At 59.6% G+C, this 21,052-nt stretch carries 10 protein-coding genes; all 10 read left to right on the top strand.

Going from position 1 to position 21,052, the window contains the following annotated elements:
* Nucleotides 1-3 precede the first annotated feature (3 nt).
* Nucleotides 4-11,484, top strand: coding sequence for a filamentous haemagglutinin family protein (locus LNV08_RS09175; protein ID WP_263533384.1), 11,481 nt, complete (start codon nucleotides 4-6; stop codon nucleotides 11,482-11,484).
* Between the two features lie 69 nt (nucleotides 11,485-11,553).
* Entirely contained in the window at nucleotides 11,554-13,260 is a 1,707-nt protein-coding gene (locus LNV08_RS09170) for a DUF2341 domain-containing protein (RefSeq protein WP_263533383.1), read from the top strand.
* Nucleotides 13,261-13,278: 18 nt separating this feature from the next.
* Nucleotides 13,279-13,692, top strand: a complete 414-nt coding sequence (locus LNV08_RS09165; RefSeq protein ID WP_263533382.1) for an ExbD/TolR family protein — start codon at nucleotides 13,279-13,281, stop codon at nucleotides 13,690-13,692.
* Nucleotides 13,693-13,707: 15 nt separating this feature from the next.
* Complete coding sequence (locus tag LNV08_RS09160) at nucleotides 13,708-14,109, top strand: ExbD/TolR family protein (protein WP_263533381.1); 402 nt, start codon at nucleotides 13,708-13,710, stop codon at nucleotides 14,107-14,109.
* A gap of 25 nt (nucleotides 14,110-14,134) precedes the next feature.
* Entirely contained in the window at nucleotides 14,135-14,848 is a 714-nt protein-coding gene (locus tag LNV08_RS09155; RefSeq protein WP_263533380.1) for a hypothetical protein, read from the top strand.
* 31 nt (nucleotides 14,849-14,879) lie between these two features.
* A complete protein-coding gene (locus LNV08_RS09150) occupies nucleotides 14,880-16,544 on the top strand; it encodes a putative porin (protein WP_263533379.1) in 1,665 nt (554 codons plus the stop codon).
* Nucleotides 16,545-16,572: 28 nt separating this feature from the next.
* The gene (locus tag LNV08_RS09145; protein ID WP_263533378.1) at nucleotides 16,573-17,424 is read left to right on the top strand and encodes a hypothetical protein; all 852 of its coding nucleotides are present in this window, start codon (nucleotides 16,573-16,575) and stop codon (nucleotides 17,422-17,424) included.
* 44 nt (nucleotides 17,425-17,468) lie between these two features.
* On the top strand, nucleotides 17,469-17,936 hold the full coding sequence (gene gspG / locus LNV08_RS09140) for a type II secretion system major pseudopilin GspG (RefSeq protein WP_414858712.1): 468 nt from the start codon (nucleotides 17,469-17,471) through the stop codon (nucleotides 17,934-17,936).
* A gap of 27 nt (nucleotides 17,937-17,963) precedes the next feature.
* Nucleotides 17,964-19,163 (top strand): type II secretion system F family protein, encoded by a 1,200-nt coding sequence (locus LNV08_RS09135; RefSeq protein WP_263533376.1) that lies wholly within the window; start codon nucleotides 17,964-17,966, stop codon nucleotides 19,161-19,163.
* Nucleotides 19,163-20,896: a GspE/PulE family protein gene (locus tag LNV08_RS09130; protein WP_263533375.1), complete on the top strand. Its 1,734-nt coding sequence runs from the start codon at nucleotides 19,163-19,165 to the stop codon at nucleotides 20,894-20,896. Before LNV08_RS09135 ends, LNV08_RS09130 begins: the two co-directional genes overlap by 1 nt.
* Nucleotides 20,897-21,052 lie beyond the last annotated feature (156 nt).

Genomic DNA, 21,052 nt, shown 5'->3' with positions numbered 1-21,052 from the left:
GCCATGGACGTCAGATCTTTCCTGCCTTTCGTGCTGCCCGCTATGCTGCCATCAGGTCGCATTTCGCGCCGCAAAGCGGCGGCGACCTTGCGCCAGTGCTTACGCGGCCGCCGGGCGGCCAGGAAGCAGCAAGTTCAGCAACTGGCTGACCGGGTTCGCCTGTTTGGCTTGGCCAGTGTGGCCGTTTTGATGGCGGCAAATTTGCTGCCCTGTACGCAGGCTGTGGCGCAGACCCTGCCCAAAGTTCCCGTCAATGCCTTGCCCTTGGGGAATACTCAGAAGACCGGCACACCGGTCGTCCTTTCATCGGTGACGGTGAATGCAGGTGTTAGCACCAAGACCCTGACGCAAAAAGATGCCGTCAACATCGTCGATTGGAAGAGCTTTGACATTGGCGCCAAGGCCCGCCTCGACATCGTTCAGCCCTCGGCTAACGCCGTATTGCTGAACAAGGTTGAGGGTGGGGCGTTCCAGGACAAGACCGTCATCGAGGGGGTGATGACTGCAACTGGCCGGGTCTATCTTTACAACCCGAACGGCATCGTCTTTGGCAAGGGTGGCACGGTCAATGTCAACAGCCTGATCGCGAGTAGCCTGAAGTTTGACGAGAACCGCGTCACCTTGGGCCTGTTGCAGCCCAGTGCTGCGCCGGTGTTGGCGATGGACGCCAGCCGTGGCCGAGTGGCGGGCGCGGTGGTGACCGAGGATGGTGCGGCGTTGACGGCAACCAAAGGTGGTTTGTTGATGCTGGCGGGCCCGCAAGTCAGTAATAGCGGCAGCTTGAGCGCGCCCGATGGTCAGGTGATGCTGGCGGCAGGCAGCAAGGTCTATTTGGCGGCGCCCAAGACGACTGATACCGGTACCAGCTTGCGCGGCCTCTTGGTCGAGGTTGCCAATGATGATTTGAAGGGCACGCCGGAGTTGGGCGACCGGGCGGTCGTCAATGGCAGCAGCGGCACGATCAATGTGGGCCGCGGCAACGCCACGATGATCGGTTACGCGGTCAACCAAAAAGGCATGGTGTCGGCCAGCACCTCGGTCAATTTGAATGGCTCGATTTACCTGTTGGCGCGCGATCAAGCGGTATTGAGCAGCAATGGCGTGGACTATGCGGCCTCGCGTACCGGCCCGCTGGTCATGGGTGCCGGCAGCGTCACGCAGGTCTTGGCGGATGGCAGCGACGGCGCGGGCATTACCGCCGCGACAAAGTTCAACAAGTCCAGCGTCAAGATCGATGGTTTGGACATCCGGGTCGAGGCCAACGCGGCCATCGTGGCGCCGGGCGGCGATGTGGCGCTGACCGCCCGCCTGCTCAACCCCAATCCGAACGATCCTGGCGGCGTGCTTGACCCCAGGGCCGAGCAAGTGCGCGTGGATTTGGCGCCGGGCAGCGTGATCGATGTGTCCGGCAGCAGTGGCACGAAGTTGGCTATGGCCAGCAATGTCATCGAGGTCGATCTGCGCGGCACCGAATTGGCCGACAACGTCGTGCTGCGCGATTCGCCCTTGTATGCAAGCAAGGCCTATATCGATATCCGCAAGGGCACGGGTATCGCCAATGTGTCAGGGTGGCTTGGCCTGGTCAATCAAAGCCTGGGTGAGGTCAATGCTGGCGGCGGCACCGTCAGCCTTAGCGCCGGCAGTGCGATCATTCAGCGGCCCGGTAGCAAGATCAATGTGGATGGCGGCTACGTCGACTATCTGCCCGGCTATGTCAACACCAGCCAAATGCTGCTGAATGACAAGTTGGTTGACATCGGCTCGGCTGCGGCCGGCACGCTCTATACCGGCATCATTCGGCAGACCGACAGCCAGGCCAGTTATGAAGCCGGCTACCGGCGCGGCAGCAGTGCCGGTACGGTCAGCTTCAATGCGCCGATTCTGGTGCAACAAGGCGAACTCAGTGGCAAGACGCAGGTCGGTATCTATCAACGCGACCCAAGCGTCAAAGCTGATCTGCGCGTCGACCCGAATGCCACGGTTGTTGTCAACTATGAACGCGAGCCCAGCCCCAAAGCTTACCCGCAGGGTGGGCAGTTGCAGATCAAGGCAAGCGGCGACACCGGCCTTTATGGCAAGTTGGTGGTGGGAGGTCAGGCCACGTTGGCGGCACAAGCCCCCGTAGCTGGCCAGGCCTTTGACCTCGGTCAGGCGGATCAGCGGCTGCTGACGACCGAATTCGATCTTGACTTGGCGGCCTTGGGCAAGGCTGGTTTTTCGCGTTTCTCGGCGGCTACTTTGGGCAATGCGGAGGTCGCCAAGCCTGTCCAATTGGCGCCGGGCGGCAGTCTGGCACTGAGCGCCAAGCAATCCAATCTGATCATTGGTGGTGCTTTGGTCAAGGGCGGTGATGTTGGCCTGAATGCCGGCGTCACAAGCCCTGGCGGCTCTCTGAGTCTGGAGGCTTCCGGCGCTTTGAAATTGGCCGAAGGTGTGAGCGTAGATCTGGCTGGCCGCTGGACCAATGATTTGGCCGCTACGGCGCCAGCGCTTGATGCGGCCGGCAATCCCATGACGCCACTCTTGCTCAAGGGCGGCACATTCAGCAGCACTGCAGACAATTTGTTGGTGGTCGGCAATAAGTTCAGTGTCGACGTTTCGGCCGGCGCTTGGATGAACAAGGCCGGCATCCTGCGTCAAGGATCGGCAGGCTCGATTGCCTTTGGCGACCCCAAGGTCAAGGGCACGCAGATCTTGCGACTGGGTTCGGATCTGAAACTCAGCGCTTATGGTTTCGCGAGCGGTGGTTCCTTGAGTTTGTTGGGCCGCAATATCTGGCTAGGCAAGGGTCAGAGCAATATCTCCGGCGACGATGTATCCCTGTCTCCAGAATTCTTTCAACAGGGTGGGTTTAGCAATTACAGCCTGATTGCCCATGGCAATCTGACCGTCTTGGCAGGCAATGTGATCAGCCCGAAAGCGCTCAGCTGGCAGCTTGCATCGGCCGCCAGTGAACTGCCATCGGCCGCCATGAGCCGCGTCGCGGCGCCGGTATTGCTGGACTTGGCAAGTGCGGGTGCTGTCAGGCCCAGCACCGACCTGTCGCTGCGTGCGGATTTCAACCTCAGCCAGAAACCGTTCAGCACCGGCCTGATCTCGGTCGATGCCGGCGCGCAAGTGCTAATGGACCCGGCAGCCAAGCTGGGCCTTTTGGCCGGGCAGGGCATCAAGGTGCAGGGGACTTTGAATGCGCCAGCAGGCCAAATTTCACTGTTGCTGGACCAGAGCAGTGCGACTGATAGCTATGTATGGCTCGGGCCCAAAGCCAAGCTGTTGGCGAATGGCAGCCGGGAGCGCCTGTTTACCGGTGGTGATGGCATCAGCAGCGGTGATTTGCTCGCGGGTGGCAGTATCACCATTGGTAGCGTCAAGGATGGAGGCATATTCTCGGCTTTGAATGGCTATATCGTGGCCGAGAAGGGTGCGGAGCTCAGCGTCGACGGCATCAGCGCCCGCGACCTATCGTTCAGAGCCGCCGGCGCAGTGACATCGCCCGAGCTTGTTTCCAGCGCCGGCGGGCGTATCGATATGCGTGCCAGCAGCGGATTGCTGTTCGATGGCTCGCTGTCCGGTTCTGCCGGCGGGGCCAATAGCCGAGGCGGATCCTTGACCGTTGCGTTGGAAGGTGAGGGCAGCGAGGAGAGAACAGTGTCGACGCGGCCGGACGGCAGTGGCAAACCTACGGCCTTCGTCACCACGGATTACTTTCCGGTTCAACTGACCTTGTCTTCAAAAGCCCCGGCCAGCGGCGTTGTGCCGACGGTGCTGGTTGCTGGACAGCCGATTTTCGACGCCAAAAATCATTTGCTTGGCACTGGCAGCAGCGGCAGCAATTCGCGCTTGATCAATCAGGGCTGGATCACGGCGAGCAGTTTTTCTGCGGGTGGCTTTGGCCGGCTCAATTTCAAGAGCAGTGACACCTTGAACTTTGATCTGGGCAGAGCTTCATTGAGCTTGTCGGCAGCGGATTCATTGGTTTTGAATGCGCCCAATCTATTGGCTGACCGCAATATTGATCTGACTTCGGCTACGTTGCCGGCCGGCTATTCTTTGAACCTGAATGCGGCATTTGTTCAATTGGGCAGCACCGAACTCAACCGCCAACAGCCCCTGCTCCCGCTGCAGCAAGTCGTCACCCAAGCGGCCGACGATATCAAGAAAATCGACAGAACGGCGCTCAAGCCGGTTGATCCCATCAGCGGCAACGCCTTTTTGAAGGTCAGCGCCGGCACGATAGACCTGATAGGCAATAGCGCTTTGCAGGGATTTCATTCGGCCGATTTGGTGGCCCGCGAGGACATTCGCCTGACTGGCATGAAGCAGGCGGCCGGCTATGTCAGCGGCAGCCTCACGATGGCCGGCCAACTCAGCTTGAGCAGCGCACAAACCTATCCGACCACCTTGAGTGACTTCATGTTGAAGGTAGCTCCGGTCTTGGGCGAGCGGGAATCGGGTACGCTGACTTTTGCCTCCAGCAACAAAGCTGGCAATAGTGCACCGGCTGTTTTGTCTGCCGGTGGCAGTGTGAGTGCGATCGCGACGCACATCATCCAGGCGGGTCGCCTGGTGGCGCCGTTTGGCAGCATTAGCCTGGGCAATCTGGATGCGGGCTTTGACCCTGTCTTGACCCAGGACTTGGAATACCGGGACGGCAGTGTCACGTCGGTGGCCGGTGTCGGTGTGGTGCCACTGGGCTCGGTGAACAATGGCAGTGTGCCCAATGCCAGCAGCTGGGATGCGGTCTTGGCCGACGGCACCGTGGTGAGCTTGAAGCAGAACCCGCAAGGTGCCAGCGCCTACGCGACCGACCGCGTCTTGCCGTCCAAGGCCATCGCCTCGCATGCCACGGCCATCAATGCCTCGCGTGGCGCTTTGCTTGATTTGTCGGGCGGCGGCTCGCTCTACGCCTATGGCTTCACGCCCGGCAAGGGCGGCTCCAAAGATGTGCTGGATTCAAGCAAGACCTTTGCCATTAATCCGAACTTCAGCGGCTCGGTCGCCCCTATTGATGCCAGCTATGGAGACGGCGGGCTGCAAGCGGGCGATCGCATCTATCTATCGGCCAGCCCGGGCCTGCCGGCCGGCTACTACACCTTGTTGCCGGCACATTACGCGCTGCTTCCGGGGGGGTATAGCGTTAGCCAAGCGGCAAGCAGCAGCCGCGACATGTTGGCGAGCAATAACACCACGCTCGCCGACGGATCGATGTTGGTCGCGGGCAAGCTGTCATCGGCGGCGAATAGTCGCTCCCAGGGCTTTGTGCTGTCATCAGGAAAGGTGGTGCGCAGCAAGTCAGCGTTTGACGCCTTCGATGCCAGCAGTTACTTCAAGGCCAAGGCGCTCGCAAATGGCCTGGCGGTGCCCGAATTGCCGGTCGATGGCGGGCATCTGATGTTCGAGAGCAATGGCCTGACAGGCACCGCGCTGAACTTTGACAGTCGAATTTTGTTGGGCAAGGCGGACGGCGGTCGCGCTGGTATTGCAGATATTTCAGCGCCGGATATTGAGGTGGTGTCGATCGCCGGCGTTGGTGCTCGCAATGGCGTCAGGTTGGTCGCCGGCAAACTGAACGATTTGGGCGCTGACAGTCTGCTGCTTGGCGGCCTGCGCAACGCTGGCCCGAATGGACTGAATTTGAATGTCGGCGCAACCAATGTGACATTGGACAACGATGCCCAGCATCCATTGCTAGGCTCGGATATCTTGCTGAGCGCAAATCAGGCGATCAACCTGAATGTGGGAGCCTCACTGCAAGCCAGCACAGCGCCGGAGCGCGCGCCTCAAGACTTGACTGTCAGCGGGTCTTCAGCCTTGCTGCGCGCAAGCGGCGCCGGTGCGGTACAAGTCACCAGTAGCTCAGGCCAGAGTGGCAAGAGCAGCATCAATTTGGCCTCGGGTTCGACGGTAGCTGCAGCCGGCTCTGCCTACTTTGACGCTGCACGAATCAGCTTGGATGGCGACTTGTTGGTCTCCAGGGGCGGGGCCCTGGGTTTCGGGGCTACCAGCATCAGCCTGGGCTCGCAATTCCCGAGCGGATTGGCTGCAGACGGCGGCCTGCTGTTGAGCAATCAGAAGTTGAGCGACCTCGGTAGCTTGTCGCAGTTGTCGTTCAATAGCTATGGCAACAATATTGGCCTGTATGGCGATGTACAGCTAGGCAGTGCGACGCTGGATCAGCTCAGCTTCAAGGCTGCTGGCTTGCAAAACCACGGTGGCACCGCGAACTTTATGGCCGGTGCCGTCCTATTTGACGGGGCTGCCGCTGTTCAGACCGTGGGTGCCGAAAAGACCGGCAGCTTGACAGTGCAGGCCAAGGCCATCGCGATCGGTAGCCAGAGCTTTGCGCTGCGCGACTTTGCCGATGTGTCGCTGAATGCGCAAAGCCAGATTTTCGCCACCGGACATGGTGGGCAATTGTCTACCGAAGGCAATCTGCTGATGGCGGCCGGCCGCTTCAGTGCCATGGCGGCCAGTGATGCCGAATTCAATGCTGGCGGCGATATGCGCTTGGCGCAAGTGGCGAATCCCTTGGCGCCGGTTGCGGCACCTGGACTGGGCGCAAAGCTTAGCTTTGTGGGCACAAACATCACATCCAATGCGTTGATCACTGCGCCGTCAGGTACGGTGGCCATGCGTGCGGACGATATCCTGGATGTGCGCAGCGGCACGATCTCCAGCGCAGGTTTAGGTTTGGGTTTCGGCAGTGCAAAGGTTGCTACACCTGGAGGTACGATCAGCTTGCAAGGCGGCAGGGTCAAGCTTGGATCGGCAGCCACTTTAGATGTCTCGGCGACGGCTGCGGCAGCTGGGTCTTTGCTGGTGGGCGCCGCCAGGCAGGTCCAATTGGACGGGACCTTGAAGGGCAACGCTTCGGCCCTTGTCGGCGGTGATTTGCCTGCTCAAGGCCAGTTTGTGATGCATGCGCCAGATGCGGGTGCTGGCGGCGAATTCGGGCAACTCAATCGCAAATTGAATGAAACGGGATTTACCGAGTCCCGGCAGTTCAACTTCGCTCAGGGCGATGTGCGGCTTGAGGGTAAAGACAAGGTGATTGCGCGCAGCCTGCTGATCGCCGCCGACAACGGCAATATTTTGCTGGGCGGTGACGCCCTGCTCGACGCCTCAGGCCCCAAGGGTGGCAGCATCGAGTTGTATGCGACCAACGCCGATGCCAGCGCCAATCGCGGACAGGTCATCCTGAGTGGCGATGTCAGTTTGCGCGCCAAGGCGACAAAGACGCCGCTTGGTGATGCGGGATCAGTCGGCAATGGCGGCCGGGTGGTGATCGGCAGCTCCAACCGCGATGGTTCGGCAGCCGGCTCGATGAACGGGGGCGCGAGCATTCACTTGGACGGCGGCAGTATTGATGTGGCCGGTATCAGGGCTGTGATCGATGGCGTCGATGGTGCCGATCGCAATGGCAGCGTGACCTTGCGGGCGCCTCAACTGGCAAACGGTCAGGATGTTGCCGTGGCCAGTTTGAAGACGAATATCAAAAACAGCCGTACGACCGAGATTGAAGGCTTCAAGGTTTATCAAGCGAGCACGGTCTCTGCCAACGCGGATAGCACGAGCAACCTTGACGCCGGTAATACCGGTCAGATGTATCTTGACGCGGGCAGGTTCGCCAGCGCAGGAGTGGCCGTGCTGGACCGTTTGAAGGCGGGCGATGTCAAGCTGCGCCCTGGCATCGAAGTTCGCTCACTGGCGGGTGACAACACAGGCGATCTGACCGTGTCCGTGAATGAGTTTGCCGCCAAAGCGGTAGACCGGGGTTGGAATTTGAACGAATGGCGCTTTGAAGGCCAGCCGATCGAACTGACGCTGCGTGCCGCGGGCAACTTGAATGTCTTGGGCTCCATCAGTGATGGCTTTGTCAAGCCCTCCGATGACAAGCTGTCCATGCCTAACTGGGCCTTGGACTCGGCCGCTTCCTCGAGCTTGCGTCTGATCGGGGGGGGCGATTTCACGTCAGCCAATCCTATGGCGGTAAACGCAAGTTTGACGCGCGGTGATGTGCACCTGGGCTTTGCTGATCGCAGCCCTACTTCGGCTGCACCGTTGAAGAATACCGATGCGCCGGTCAGTTTGCTGCGTACCGGCACGGGACGCATCGACATTGCCTCGGGCCGCGACGTTACGCTGGACATGGCCAAGTTCTATGTCAAGGGCGGTAGCGACCTGGATACCAAGGGGACCCCCTTGATTTACGACAAGCTGTTGCCTGGTGCGGGAGATGACACAGGTCGCTACAAGGTCAGCGTTTACGGTGCCACCATTTACACCGGCGGCGTGGCCGACTTGAGTGCAAGCGCCTTAGCGCCGCTGAATCAGCTCAATATTCACTATGGTGCTGCGGCCGGCACATTGAGTCCGGCCGTCTTTGCCCGTGACGGTGGCGCCATCACGATGGCGGCCGAACGGGATGTGGTCGGACCCCATAACTTGGGCGCCGATTGGTATTACCGCAATCAGGGTACGGCGGCCGAATATCAAAAGAAGATTGACCGCACAACGGGCCAAGAAGTTGATGATCTGACCAAGCTGATTACCCCGGCGGTGGCTGGCAGCATTGTCCTCCTGCCGCGCACGGTGTCGCCGCTGGTGAATAACTGGTTATTCAGACAGGGCCGCAGTCAGTTGGACGCCGAGGGCAATACCGTGTTTGAAAGCCTGGCCGATGGCAGCAAGTTGAGCAGCGCCTGGTGGGCCCGCCCAGACTATTTCAATCAGGGCTTGGCCACCCTCGGTGGCGGTGATTTGAGCGTGCGCGCTGGCCGCAATGTCAGTGATTTGCCCGCGAGCGTGGCGACCAGCGCCTATATGCCGGTGAATAAACTGGCTGGCCAGGCGGCACTCCAGGAGCAGGGCGGCGGCGATCTGCTGGTGCAGGCCGGCGCGACTATTCAGGGCGGTGCCTTTTACGTGCAAAAAGGCTTGGGTCGATTGTCGGCGCAGGGTTCGATTTCTGGCGGACCGAGCTCAAGCTTTGTCGACCCGAGCAAGGACCCGGCCAATCAGCTTATTCCGGTAACGCCTTTGAAGCCGGTGCTGGCCTTGGGCGATGCGCGTTTCGAGCTGACTGCGGGGCAGGACCTGGCCATTGAGGCCAGCTACAACCCAATGATGACCGAACAAAGCGGCATCAACAGCGGTGTGGTGAAAGATGATCCCAAGCACCCGCTGGAACAGTTCACGCCTCTGTTCGACGCGCGTTGGGAGGCCATCAGTCCGGCCGGTCAGTATCCAGAGGCGATTGCATTCCGCAAGAACTATGCGCAATTCAGCAATTTCTCGACCTATGGGACGAGTAGTGCGGTGAATCTGCTCGCCATGGGTGGCGATGTCTTGTTATCGAATGACATCGCAGCTTTGGCTTCCCCAAAGACCTCGATAGGCATGGCCAAAGATGCGGTCAATGTCGATGGTGTGGGCAATTTGCTGGACGACGCGTCGATTCCTTTCCAGCGCTTGTATTCCCTGGCGCCGGCCGAATTCAAGGCAGTGGCGGCCAGCGGTAATTTGGCCACCAACAATGGTTTCGTTGTAGCGCCGCGCAGCAATGGTCAACTGGAGCTGATCGCGGCTAAAAGCTTGACATTGAACACCGGCGCGAATGGGGCCATCCGCATGCTGGACAACGATCCGCAAGCGATGACCCGAATGGACGCACCGCGGATCTTGTCGGGCAGTGATCTCAGCGTGCTGACAGGCTTCAGTGTCGCTGGGCAAAACGCTGACGGCATTGCTTCTCACAAGGCCGGCCAGCTACATGCAGGTGATAGCCAGCCGGTGCGCTTGATTGCCGCTACCGGCGATCTTGTTGGCGATGTCGGGGCTGCATTGACCATTCGCCTGCCCAAAGCTGCCGAGATCTTGGCAGGTCGCGATATCAAAGATCTGGGGCTGAATATCCAGCAGAACAGTGCCAGCGACGTCACCCGGGTGAGCGCCGGGCGCGATTTCGTCGACAGCACGACGGCGGTGAACAGTTTGGTGACGCATGTGTTCACCGGACCGGGCCAAGTGGATCTGAGTGCAGGCCGCCATGTCGACTTGGGCAATGCCAATGGTTTGGTCACGCGAGGCAATCTGGAGAACGCCTATCTGCCCGAGGGGGGCGCAGGCTTGCAAGTCATGGCGGGCGGCGGTCGGCTTGACTACGCGGCTTATGTCGCCAAGGCCAATCTCTATGGTTCGGCCTATGACGTGGAGTCGAAAGCCGATCGTGAAGCCTTGGCCAAATTTGTGCGCGGCTTCAAACCGACGCTGGCCGAAGCTGCGTCGAGCGAGCTTGTTTGGGCGGCATTCAGAGATCTTGACAGCGACAAGCAGGCCCAGTTCCTGGCTGTTAATCCGGCGGTGGCAGATCGGGAAGCCCTGGCCAAGTTTGTGCACGGGCTCAAACCGACGCTGGCCGCAACTGCTCCAATCGAGTTGATTTGGGGGGCGTTCAGAGACCTTGACATTGACAAGCAGACCCAGTTTCTGGCTGCTCATCAGGGTGTGGCCGCCAGATTGGCAGCCAGCGCCAAGCAGCTGAATCAGGCGCTCACAAGCGGCGACACCGAAGCGCTGAAGGCCAGTTTCTTTGCTCGCGTAGTGGAGACCTCAAAGCTGGGCCAGAAGGACAAAGACAATCAGGTGATCAAGTCCAGTCTGAAGGTCTTCGATGGTTTGATCGCCAGCCTGTTGCCTGGCGCGGCTAGCTCTTCGGGCGGTGACATTTCCTTGTTTGCCAGCCAGGTCAAGACCGAGCAAGGCGGAGCGATCGATCTGCTGGCGCCGGCAGGCAGTGTCTTTGCCGGGCTGACGCAAGGTGTTGCGAACAAGAAGGCGTCTGAGCAAGGCATCTTCACGATCCGAGGCGGAGCCGAACGAGCCTTGGTCAAGAATGATTTCCTGGTCAACCAGGGGCGCGTCTTCACCGTCGGTGGTGGCGACATCACCTTGGCGTCACAAGCCGGCAATATCGATGCCGGTCGCGGCGCCAAGACCGCATCCTCGGCGCCGCCGCCTTTGATCACGATTGACCCTAACGGCAATATCAAGGTGGATGTTTCGGGATCGATTGCGGGCTCAGGCATTGCGACGCTGAAGACGCGGGACGATCAACCCAATAGCGACGTGTTTGCGGTTGCGCCCCGGGGCATTTTTGACGCCGGTGATGCGGGTGTGCGCTCTACCGGCGCGGTGCTAGTGGTCGCACCGGTGGTGCTCAATGCCGGCAATATTTCTGCCTCGGGTGCGGTCACGGGGGCGCAAGTGGCGGTGGCCGCACCATCCCTCGGAAGCGTGGCGGCGCCCGCCAATAGCACGCCAAAAGATGACGATGTGGCCAAGGCCGCTGTCTCAGCTGCCGCCGGCAACTTGGCCCTGACCGTCGATGCACTCGGCTACGGGCCAGACGAGACGGAATGCCGTGACGCCAACGGCAACAGCACCGGTAGCGATTGCGAAGAGAAGAAGAAAAACAAGAAGTAGGGGCCGCCCTCGGGCTCTCAATACGCGTCAACCCAATCACAGCCAATTTACTGATTCAGGATCATTTTTATGCGCAAAGCAATACTCGGCCTCGCCCTGGCCATCAGCGGCATCGCCCTGCCGGGCGCCGCTCATGCTTGGTGGAATGCCGACTGGTCGCAGCGTACCCGCATCACGCTGAATACTTCGACCCAGGGTCTGGAGACCAAGGAGGCTGCCAGCAATGTGGCGGTGGCGGTGCGCTTGCACTCGGGCAATTTTGATTTCCTGAGCGCCAAGGAAGATGGCAGCGACTTGCGGGTGCTGGCAGCGGATGACAAAACACCGCTTAAATTCAGTGTCGAGCGCTTTGACAATGCCAACGAGTTGGCTGTGTTGTGGGTGCAGATGCCCAGCGTGCTGCCGGGCAGCGACAAGAATCAGTTTTATGTCTATGCCGGCAACGCCAAGGCTGAAAAGGACCCTGGGGACTCGGTCGCGGCGGCTGGTTTCGATGCTGCCACTTTGGCGGCATTTCACTTCAGCGATAAGAACCCCACCGGCGCCGATCATCAGGGCGGTGTGAAGCCTGTCAATCCCGTGGCGGTGGATGCCAATGGGCTGCTTGCCGCGAGTGCCAAGCTCGATGGCAAGCCGATCACCTACCCTTTAAGTGACAAAGCAATTGTTGATGGCGGCAATCAGCTGACCATCAGCTTGTGGGTCAAATTGACCGATGTGGCGCGTGCCGGCTTGTTGGAGTGGGGCGGGCTGAATCTGGCCGTCAAGCAGGGCAAATTGCAGCTCAGTTCAGGCAAGACGGAGTTGGCCGGAGGCGAGTTGGTGGCCGGTAAGTGGACCCATCTGGCGATGCGTCTGGGCCTAGGCAAGGCGACCTTGTTTGTTGCCGGCGTGCAGGTCGCTCAAGGTGATATGGACACCCCCTCGCTGGGCAGCGAGCTGCGCGTGGGCAATGGTGCGCAGGGCCTGCTGGATGAGTTGGTGGTTTCAAGCAACCTGCGCAGCGCCGATTGGCTGGCGGTGTCGGCGGGCGCGCAAGGGGCCGAGAGCAAGCTGGTGGCCGCGCAAAAAGAGTCGGCCGACAGCGCCGAGGGCGAGGAGCATGGCGGCCATATGGCCATTCTGGTCAAGAACCTGACCACCGACGCCTGGGTGGTGATCATCATCCTTGGCATCATGTTCGTGATCGCGGCTTGGGTCACGGTCGCCAAGGCGGTGTTGGTCAGCCGCGCAGCCAAAGACAACCTCAGCTTCCTCAAACGCTTTCGGAATGCCGACAAGGATTTGCTGACACTCGCCAATGGTGCCGACCATAAGCATTCGCCGCTGTTCCGGCTTTACAAGGCCGGCGTCTTCCAATTGGATAAACGCAGCATTGGGCAGCCCGATGGCCCGATCTTGACTGGCCCGGCCATGAATGCGGTGAAGGCCTCGGTCGACGCCGACTTTGTGCGCGAGAACGCGCAATTGAATTCAAACATGGTGCTGCTGACGATTGCGATTGCGGGCGGGCCTTTCCTGGGTCTGCTGGGCACCGTGGTCGGCGTGATGATCACCTTCGCCGCGATTGCCGCCGCCGGCGACGTCAACGTCAATGCAATCGCACCGGGTATTGCCTCGGCCTTGTTGGCCACTGTGGCGGGCCTTGGTGTGGCGATTCCAGCGCTGTTTGCTTACAACTACCTGGCCGCCATGATCAAGAACATCTCGTCCGATATGCAGATTTTCATCGACGAGTTCATCACCCGCGTGGCCGAAGTCCACGGCGCAACTTAAGTCAGCCGGGGAATCGACATGTCGGCCGACGTCAAAAGTGACAACCAACCCTATGACGACATCAACGTTACGCCGATGTTGGATCTCGCCTATGTGCTGTTGGTGGTCTTCATCATTTTGACGACTGCCTCGGTGCAAGGCGTGAAAGTGAAGTCACCCGTCACGCAGGCGGCCAACAATTTGGCCAAGCCGCAAATTCACGCCATAACTATTACAGCAGACGGTGCCGTGTATCTGGATGCCTATCCTGCCAGCATGGATCAGTTGCGTGACACATTGGCGCAGTACAAAGCAGCCAATCCAGCGTTTCCTCTGGTGTTGAAGGCCGACGCCGCGGCGCAGTACGACAAGGTGATGCAAGTGTTGGAGATTGCCAAGAAGCTCGACATCACCGAAATCGGTCTCGTGACCAAACGCGCCGCGCCGCAATAGAAGCTGGAGTGAGCCATGCAAGTACAAAACGAAGTCAAACCCATCGACACGATCAACGTCACGCCCATGCTTGACCTGGCCTATGTGCTGCTGGTGGTGTTTATCTTGATGACGACCGCATCGGTGCAGGGCCTGTCGATCAGCATGCCCAAGCCCAGCAACAAGCCCAGCACCGAAAAACACGACCTGAAGATTGTTCAGGTCGTGGCCAATGGCAGCTTGCTGCTCAACGGTGTCGGCGTCAGCCTTGAGGAGTTGGAGCAGCAGTTGGTGCGGGCCAAGGCGGCTGACGCACAAATGTCTGTCGCGATCAAAGGGGATGCCAGCGCGCAGTACGCCAGCGTGGTGGCCATCGTCGACCTGTGCAACAAGCTGGGCGTCAACATGGGCCTGGTGACGGCCAGGATCGGGACCTGATGATGGTCTGCCAAAGGGAGTTGCCATGACGGGCTTGGCCGAAGAGCATCTGGATGATGCGCCGTCACGGGTCTGGATGATCCGCGCGGCCGTGGCCGTGGGCTTTGTGCTTCTGGTCTTGGCCGGCCTGTGGGCGGTCAAGAGCCTGAAGAGCCCGGAGGGCGAAAAACGCCAAGTCGCCAAGATCACCATCTTGCCGGACACGCCGCCGCCCCCGCCACCGCCGCCGAAAGTTGAAAAGAAGCCTGAGCCTCCAAAAGATGAGCCCAAGCAAGTGATGCGTGAAGAGCAGGTCAAGCAGGTCGAGGCGCCCAAAGAGCCCGACCAGCAATTGAAGATGGAAGGCGCGGCCGGCGATGGACCTAGCGCGTTCAGCTCGGGCAAGGTCACCAGTGAAGACCTCAGCAAAGTCGGCGCAGGCAAGGGTGGCACCGGACCAGTGGTCGAAAAGACCGGCATGTTCAATCCCTTCACCAATTACACCAACCTGGCCAAGGGCGAGGTGCAGCGCTATCTGAGCAAGCGCGAGAACTTGCGGCGCAAACGCTATGCCGCGGAAGTGCACTTATGGGTCCTGCCCGCCGGCACGATCAGCCGCTTTGAGTTGGTCGGCCGTACCGGCGACGGCGAGACCGACGAGTTGATCACGCAAGCGCTGGCCACCTTGCCCGCTTTTTCCCAAAGCCTGCCGGCCAATATGCCGCAGCCGATTCGTCTGCGAGTGACGACCGGCGGTTGAAATCAACGTCTTACCTGTCCTTAGAAAAAACATGAGCATCCCATCTTTCATGAATAACAAGCGCGTGCTTGTCCTGTCCTTGACCGCCGCTCTGGCCGGCTTGCCATTGGCAGCACATAGCGAAGAACGCGAAGATCTGGAGAAGTTGCGGGCGACCGTGCTGAGTCTGATCGATACCTTGATCAAGACGGGTGTTTTGCCGCGCGACAAGGCGGATGCCTTGATGCGCGATGCGCAAGTCCGAGCCAACGCTCAGCTGGCGCAGTCGCCGCCGGCGGAACTCGGCGCCGACGGGAAAAAGATCGTGCGGGTGCCTTATGTGCCCGAGGCGGTACGGGTCCAGATGCGTGACGAAATCAAGGCCGAAGTGCTGGCAGAAACGCGCGGCGCAGCGGCTGCCACGACAGCGGCCGGCAGCCGCTTCCAGGTGGAAGGCGATATGCGCTTGCGTGCCGAGACGATACGGCCGTCATCCGACAACAGCTTGGCGAAGGATGTCAGTTTTGGCAATCCCGATGCGACACGCGCCGCTGATATCTGGGCCAACCCCAATTTCAATACCAGTGAGGTGCAGAATCGTAGCCGCGTGCGCGCCCGCTTGGGTTTCAACTTCGCCGTCACCGACACGGTTTCAACCGGTTTGTTCCTGAGCACGGGCAGCGTCACTGGCCCCACCTCGACCAATCAGACCATGGCCACCGGCGCAAGCCAGACACCGGGCTTCTTCAACAAGTATGGCGTCGTGATAGACCGTGCCTTCATAAAGTATCAGCCTCTTGTCGGCCTGAACTTGAGTGGTGGTCGTGTTCGCAACCCGTTCATGGGCACCGATTTGTTGTGGGCTGATGACCTCAATTTCGAAGGTTTCGTGTTGGATTGGAGGGCGCCGGCTGGCCAGTTGATGGACAGCTTTGTGACCGCTGGCTGGTTCCCGCTTGCATTCAATGTGCCGGCTCAATCCAAGAGTCGTGACTTGCTGGCCGTGCAAGGTGGTATGGGCTGGCAGTTCGGCGTCAAGGAAAACAAGTTGAAAGTTGCCGCCGCGCTGTATGGCTACAGCGGGGTCGAGGGTATCAAGGAGACCACCAGTGACAAGTCTACGGTCCCTGGCTATGTGGTGCGTTCGGAATATGGTTCCGGCTATCGTCAGCGCGGCAATACCTTGTTCCGCATCAATGCCAACCCGTTGGTCGATAGCGCCACCAACTGGGGATTGGCGTCGAGCTTCCGCGAGTTGAACCTCACCGGCACCGTTGATATCGCCCAGTTCGATCCGATGCATATTGTTTTGACGGCTGACTTCGTACGTAACCTCGCCTTCAAGCGGGGTGAAATGCAAACACGCACTGGCCTTAACGTGCAGGACGGTAGCGGGACTGGCTTCTTGTTGCGGGCGCAGCTTGGCGCGCCGGTCATCAAGGTGGCAAACGAGTGGAACGTGTCTATGGCCTATCGCCGCCTGGGCAGCGATGCGGTCTTGGATGCATTCACCAACTCGGACTTTGGCCTGGGCGGGACGAACAACAAGGGCTTTATCTTGGGCGGCAACTACGGCCTGACCAAGAACACCTGGTTGACTGCGCGCTGGATGTCGTCTCAGTTGCTTGACTCCTTGGTGCCGGCCGTGCGCGCCAACCCCACGCAGACCAAACTTTCGGTCGACACCTTCCAACTCGACCTCAATGCCCGTTTCTGAGTCGGTGAAGAACGTGAATCAGCATCCTTTGCCATTATTTGCTCGTGACCTCGGGGCCGCGCTGCTTGCCGTGCTGTCAGCCGGGCTATTGTTTGCCGCTTGGCCTGCGACTGCTGCCGACAAGGACGGCAAAGATCAGCTGAGAGTTTTGCAGCAGCGTGTTCGTCAAGCTGAGCAGGCCAAGACTCAAATGGCCCAAGAGAAAACCGAGCTGGACGAGCAAGTCAAAGCGTCTGAACAAAAGCTCCAACAGAGCAAACGCGATATCGAGGTGGCCGACCGAAAGCGGGCCGCTGCGGCCAAAGAATTGGCCGCAGCGGCGACTGAAAAGGCTGAACTTGCCGAGAGGCTGGCGCAGGGTGAGCAGCTCTTGTCTGAGGTCCAAGTGGAGTTGCAGCAAAGCAAAAGCGCGCTCAGCAAGACCGCTGCTCTCTTGAGTCGGAGCGAAGCGAATAACAGGGCGCTGGCCGACACGCTGGCGAAAAAAGAGCTGGCTTTGACAGAGAGCTCAAGCAAGAACGAGCAATTGTTCAAGGTTGGGGAGTCTTTGTTGGCGGAGCTCGCGAATGGTGGGGCCGGCCGCGCAATTGGCCTGCAAGGTGAGCCGGTGACGGGTCTGGGGCGGGTCACGCTAGAGAACAAGGTCGAGGCCTACCGTGAACAGTTGGAGCAACAACGCTTGGCTCAGCAACAAGCCGCAGAAGAAGCGCAGCGGCAGGTGGTTGCGCAGCGTATTGAGGCCCATCAAGCAGCTTTGCTCGAACCTCAGAAGCGCAAGCAGGAACAGGACCGGGTACGTGCGGCCCAACTCAAGCAGCAAGCCAAGCTCGACAGCTGGACACAGAAGATCAAGTCACTTTTCGACAATGTCGAATGGTGAGCATCCAAAACTATCCGGAGCAATGCATGAGTCTGAATGTTTCCATGATGGAGCGGCCATTGTTTGACCGCGCTCCACGTCACGCCGCTAGGGCGATCGGGCTCCAAGCCAAGACGGCGGGCTTTACCCTGCTCGAATTGCTGGTGGTCATTGTGATCATTGGCATGTTGGCCGCCTATGTGGGTCCGAAATACTTCTCTCAGCTGGGCAAGTCGGAAGTGACCATAGCGCGGGCCCAGATAGAGGGATTTGAAAAGGCTCTGGATACTTATCGCCTGGACATGCGGCAATACCCCAGCACCGAACAAGGCCTGGCAGTGCTGTTTGTCAAGCCGGCCGAAGGTGCCGAGAAATGGAACGGGCCCTATCTGAGCAAAGCGGTACCGCGCGATCCTTGGGGACAAGCGTATGTGTATCGCAATCCGGGTACTCATGGCGCATTTGACATCATCAGCTATGGCTCTGATGGTCAGCCCGGCGGTACCGGTGACGCCGCCGACCTCAGCAATTGACAGACAAAGCCATCGAACTTGCACGCCATGCGCTTTGACGTCCACACGATTTCCGCCGACAACCGTGCCTCCATGCAAACTGTCGAGGCCCAAAATGAGGCCGAAGCTCGTGCGCAAATTGCGGCACTCGGACTTGTTGCCGGCTTGGTGCGGCCGGCTGGCTCGCCTTTGTTTGGCGACTGGGCGGGTTCATTTGCTGGTGGTCCACGCTTCGCGGTTGAACTGTTCAGCCAGGAATTGCTGGCTTTGCTGAATGCCGGGCTGAGTTTGGTCGAGGCATTGGAGGCCTTGCAGGAAAAGGAAGCACAGGACGGCACACGCGGCGTGCTGACTAGGCTGTTGGGCGCTCTGCGCGAAGGCAAACGGTTTTCGTCGGCGCTGGCGGAGCAAGCGCAAGTCTTCTCGCTGCTCTATGTTGGGATGGTCAGGACGGCCGAAGGCACCAGCGACCTGCCACGCGCCTTGGCCCGATTCATCGAATATCAGCAACGCCTGGCCACCTTGCGCAACAAGATCGTCAGCGCAGCGATCTACCCGGCCATCTTGTTGCTGGTTGGTGGCAGTGTCAGTACTTTCCTGATTTGTTTTGTCGTGCCGCGCTTTGCCGAGGTCTATCAAGGCACCGGCCGCAGTCTGCCCTGGATGTCGCAGATGCTGCTGAATTGGGGGCAATTTGCAGCCGAGCATGCCGCCTCTGTCTCGGCCCTGGCTTTGTTGATGATTGCTGCGCTGACTATTGGCGTTAGGCATGTTGTCAAAACCCGTGGCGTTGCGGCCTTGCTTGCTTTGATCCCCGGCGTCGGCGAGCGTATCCGGGTGTACGAGTTGTCGCGCTTGTACTTGGCGCTTGGCATGCTGCTCGAAGGCGGCATTGTGATTGTTCAGGCGATGCAGACAGTGGACGCCACCGTGTCGCCCCGGCTACAGACTGCTTTGCGAGCGGCGCGAGCACAGATCGAGGCAGGAATGCCTTTTTCGCACGCCTTCGAGGCGCAGCAGTTGACGACGCCTATTTCTTTGCGAATGTTGCGGGTTGGTGAGCGGACCGGTGAGATGGGTTCTTTATTGATGCAGTCGGCTGCGTTTTATGACGGTGAAATCAGCCGCTGGATTGATCGATTTACGCGCACGTTCGAACCCTTGCTGATGGCTGTGATTGGCTTGGTGGTGGGTGCGATCGTGGTGATGTTGTATATGCCGATCTTCGATCTGGCCGGGAATATGTGATGAACGCAATAAATCAAACAATCTCTGCTTCATTGCAAGTGCCACTGCTTGATGCCGCATTGCTGCAACGCGCCCATCTGCAGGCGAAGGCTTCTGGGCGGCATCTGATCGACGAGTTGCAGGAACACACCGGCTTGGAAGCGCGCGCCTTGGTGCGCGGTGTGGCCGCGGTGTTTGGCCTGCCCGTCGTGGAGACGGCTGATCTCTTGAATCTGGTCGGTGCTTTTGATCTGCTGCCGCTGTCCAGAGCGCTGCAGCGAGGCTGCGCTCTGCTGCGCGCCGGCAGCGATGAGCCTGGTAATGAAACAAGCGGTAGCACGATGATCGCCGTGCTGTCTGACCCATTTGATGCCGATCTGCAGACCTGGTTGGAAGCGCAGGCCCGGGGGGCAATTCAATTGCGTTTGGCCTTGCAGGCGGATATTCAAGCGTATCTGAGCAAGCAGGAAGAATCGGCGCGGGCTCTCGACACCCATGTGTCTGCCGCCGGCGACGCGCAGCGCGACGCGAAAACCGCTGCAGTACTTTCATTTTCATCGGTCAGCGAGGCAGTCAGCCCGGCAGTCAGGCTGCTCAACTCGACGCTGTACGACGCGTTGAAGGTGGGCGCATCGGATATTCACCTGGAAACTACACCGAGCGGTTTGGCGGTGAAATACCGGATTGATGGTGTGCTGGACCATGCCACTTCGGTCTCTGGCGTTGAGGCGGCCGAGCATGTGATTTCGCGCCTGAAGGTCTTGTCCGAGCTCGATATCTCGGAGCGACGCGTGCCGCAAGACGGCAGCTTCCGGGTTGAAACAGGGGGCAGGGAGATTGACCTACGCGTCTCCATCATGCCCAGCATTCATGGCGAAGATGCGGTCATCCGAGTGCTCGACAAGCGGGCAATGATTGAGGCCTATGGTGCCTTGACGCTTGAGGCCTTGGGCTTCGATGCGGACTCATTGGTGTCATTGCGCCAATTGGTGGAGGAGGCTTACGGCATGTTGCTGGTCACCGGGCCCACCGGCTCAGGCAAGACCACCACGCTTTACGCGGCGCTGACCGAAATCCATAACGGGCGCGACAAGATCATCACCATCGAGGATCCCGTCGAATATCAATTGGCCGGCATTTTGCAGATCCCGGTCAACGAAAAGAAGGGTTTGAGTTTTGCCAAGGGCCTGCGCTCGATCTTGCGCCATGACCCGGACAAGATCATGGTCGGCGAAATTCGAGACCGTGAAACGGCTGAGATTGCCGTGCAGTCCGCCTTGACCGGCCACTTGGTACTGACCACGGTGCACGCGAACAATGTGTTTGACGTGTTCGGCCGTTTTTCACATATGGGCATTGACCCCTACGCTTTTGTTTCAGCGCTGAACGGCATCTGGGCGCAGCGGCTGGTGCGTTTGAATTGCCCTCATTGCAAGGTGGCATACCGACCCAGCGACGCCGAACTCGCCCGTGCGCGCCTGAGTTGGAGCGAAGTGGCTGCCTTTGATTTTCAGCAGGGCGTGGGCTGCGGTGACTGTCGGGGCACTGGCTACAAGGGCCGCAGGTCGGTGGCGGAAATCCTGATTCTCAATGACGAAATTAGAGAAATGGTGGTGGAGAAACGGCCGATCCGCCAGATCAAAGAGGCTGCGCGTTTGAATGGCACACGCAGTTTGCGCGAGGCGGGGCTGGAGTTGGTGCGGCGGGGTGAAACGACGCTGCTGGAAATTCGCAGGGTGACGCAGAATGCCTAGTATTCAAGCCGCACCCCGTTTGCGTGGCGGGGAATTACGCATTGGACTGTCGCGCGCGGGTATCGCTTTGCTGCATAGGCAGGGCCCCCTGCGCAGGCGTTTGCTGCCATTGCAAGACTGTCGATTTGCGGCCAATTCTGACCCGCAAGTTGATCA

Origin of the sequence: Paucibacter sp. TC2R-5 (assembly GCF_025717605.1) — a bacterium.
Lineage (GTDB): Bacteria > Pseudomonadota > Gammaproteobacteria > Burkholderiales > Burkholderiaceae_C > Paucibacter_A > Paucibacter_A albus.
Note: the sequence above shows the minus strand (reverse complement) of the source record. Positions and strands in the feature narration are given on the sequence as shown.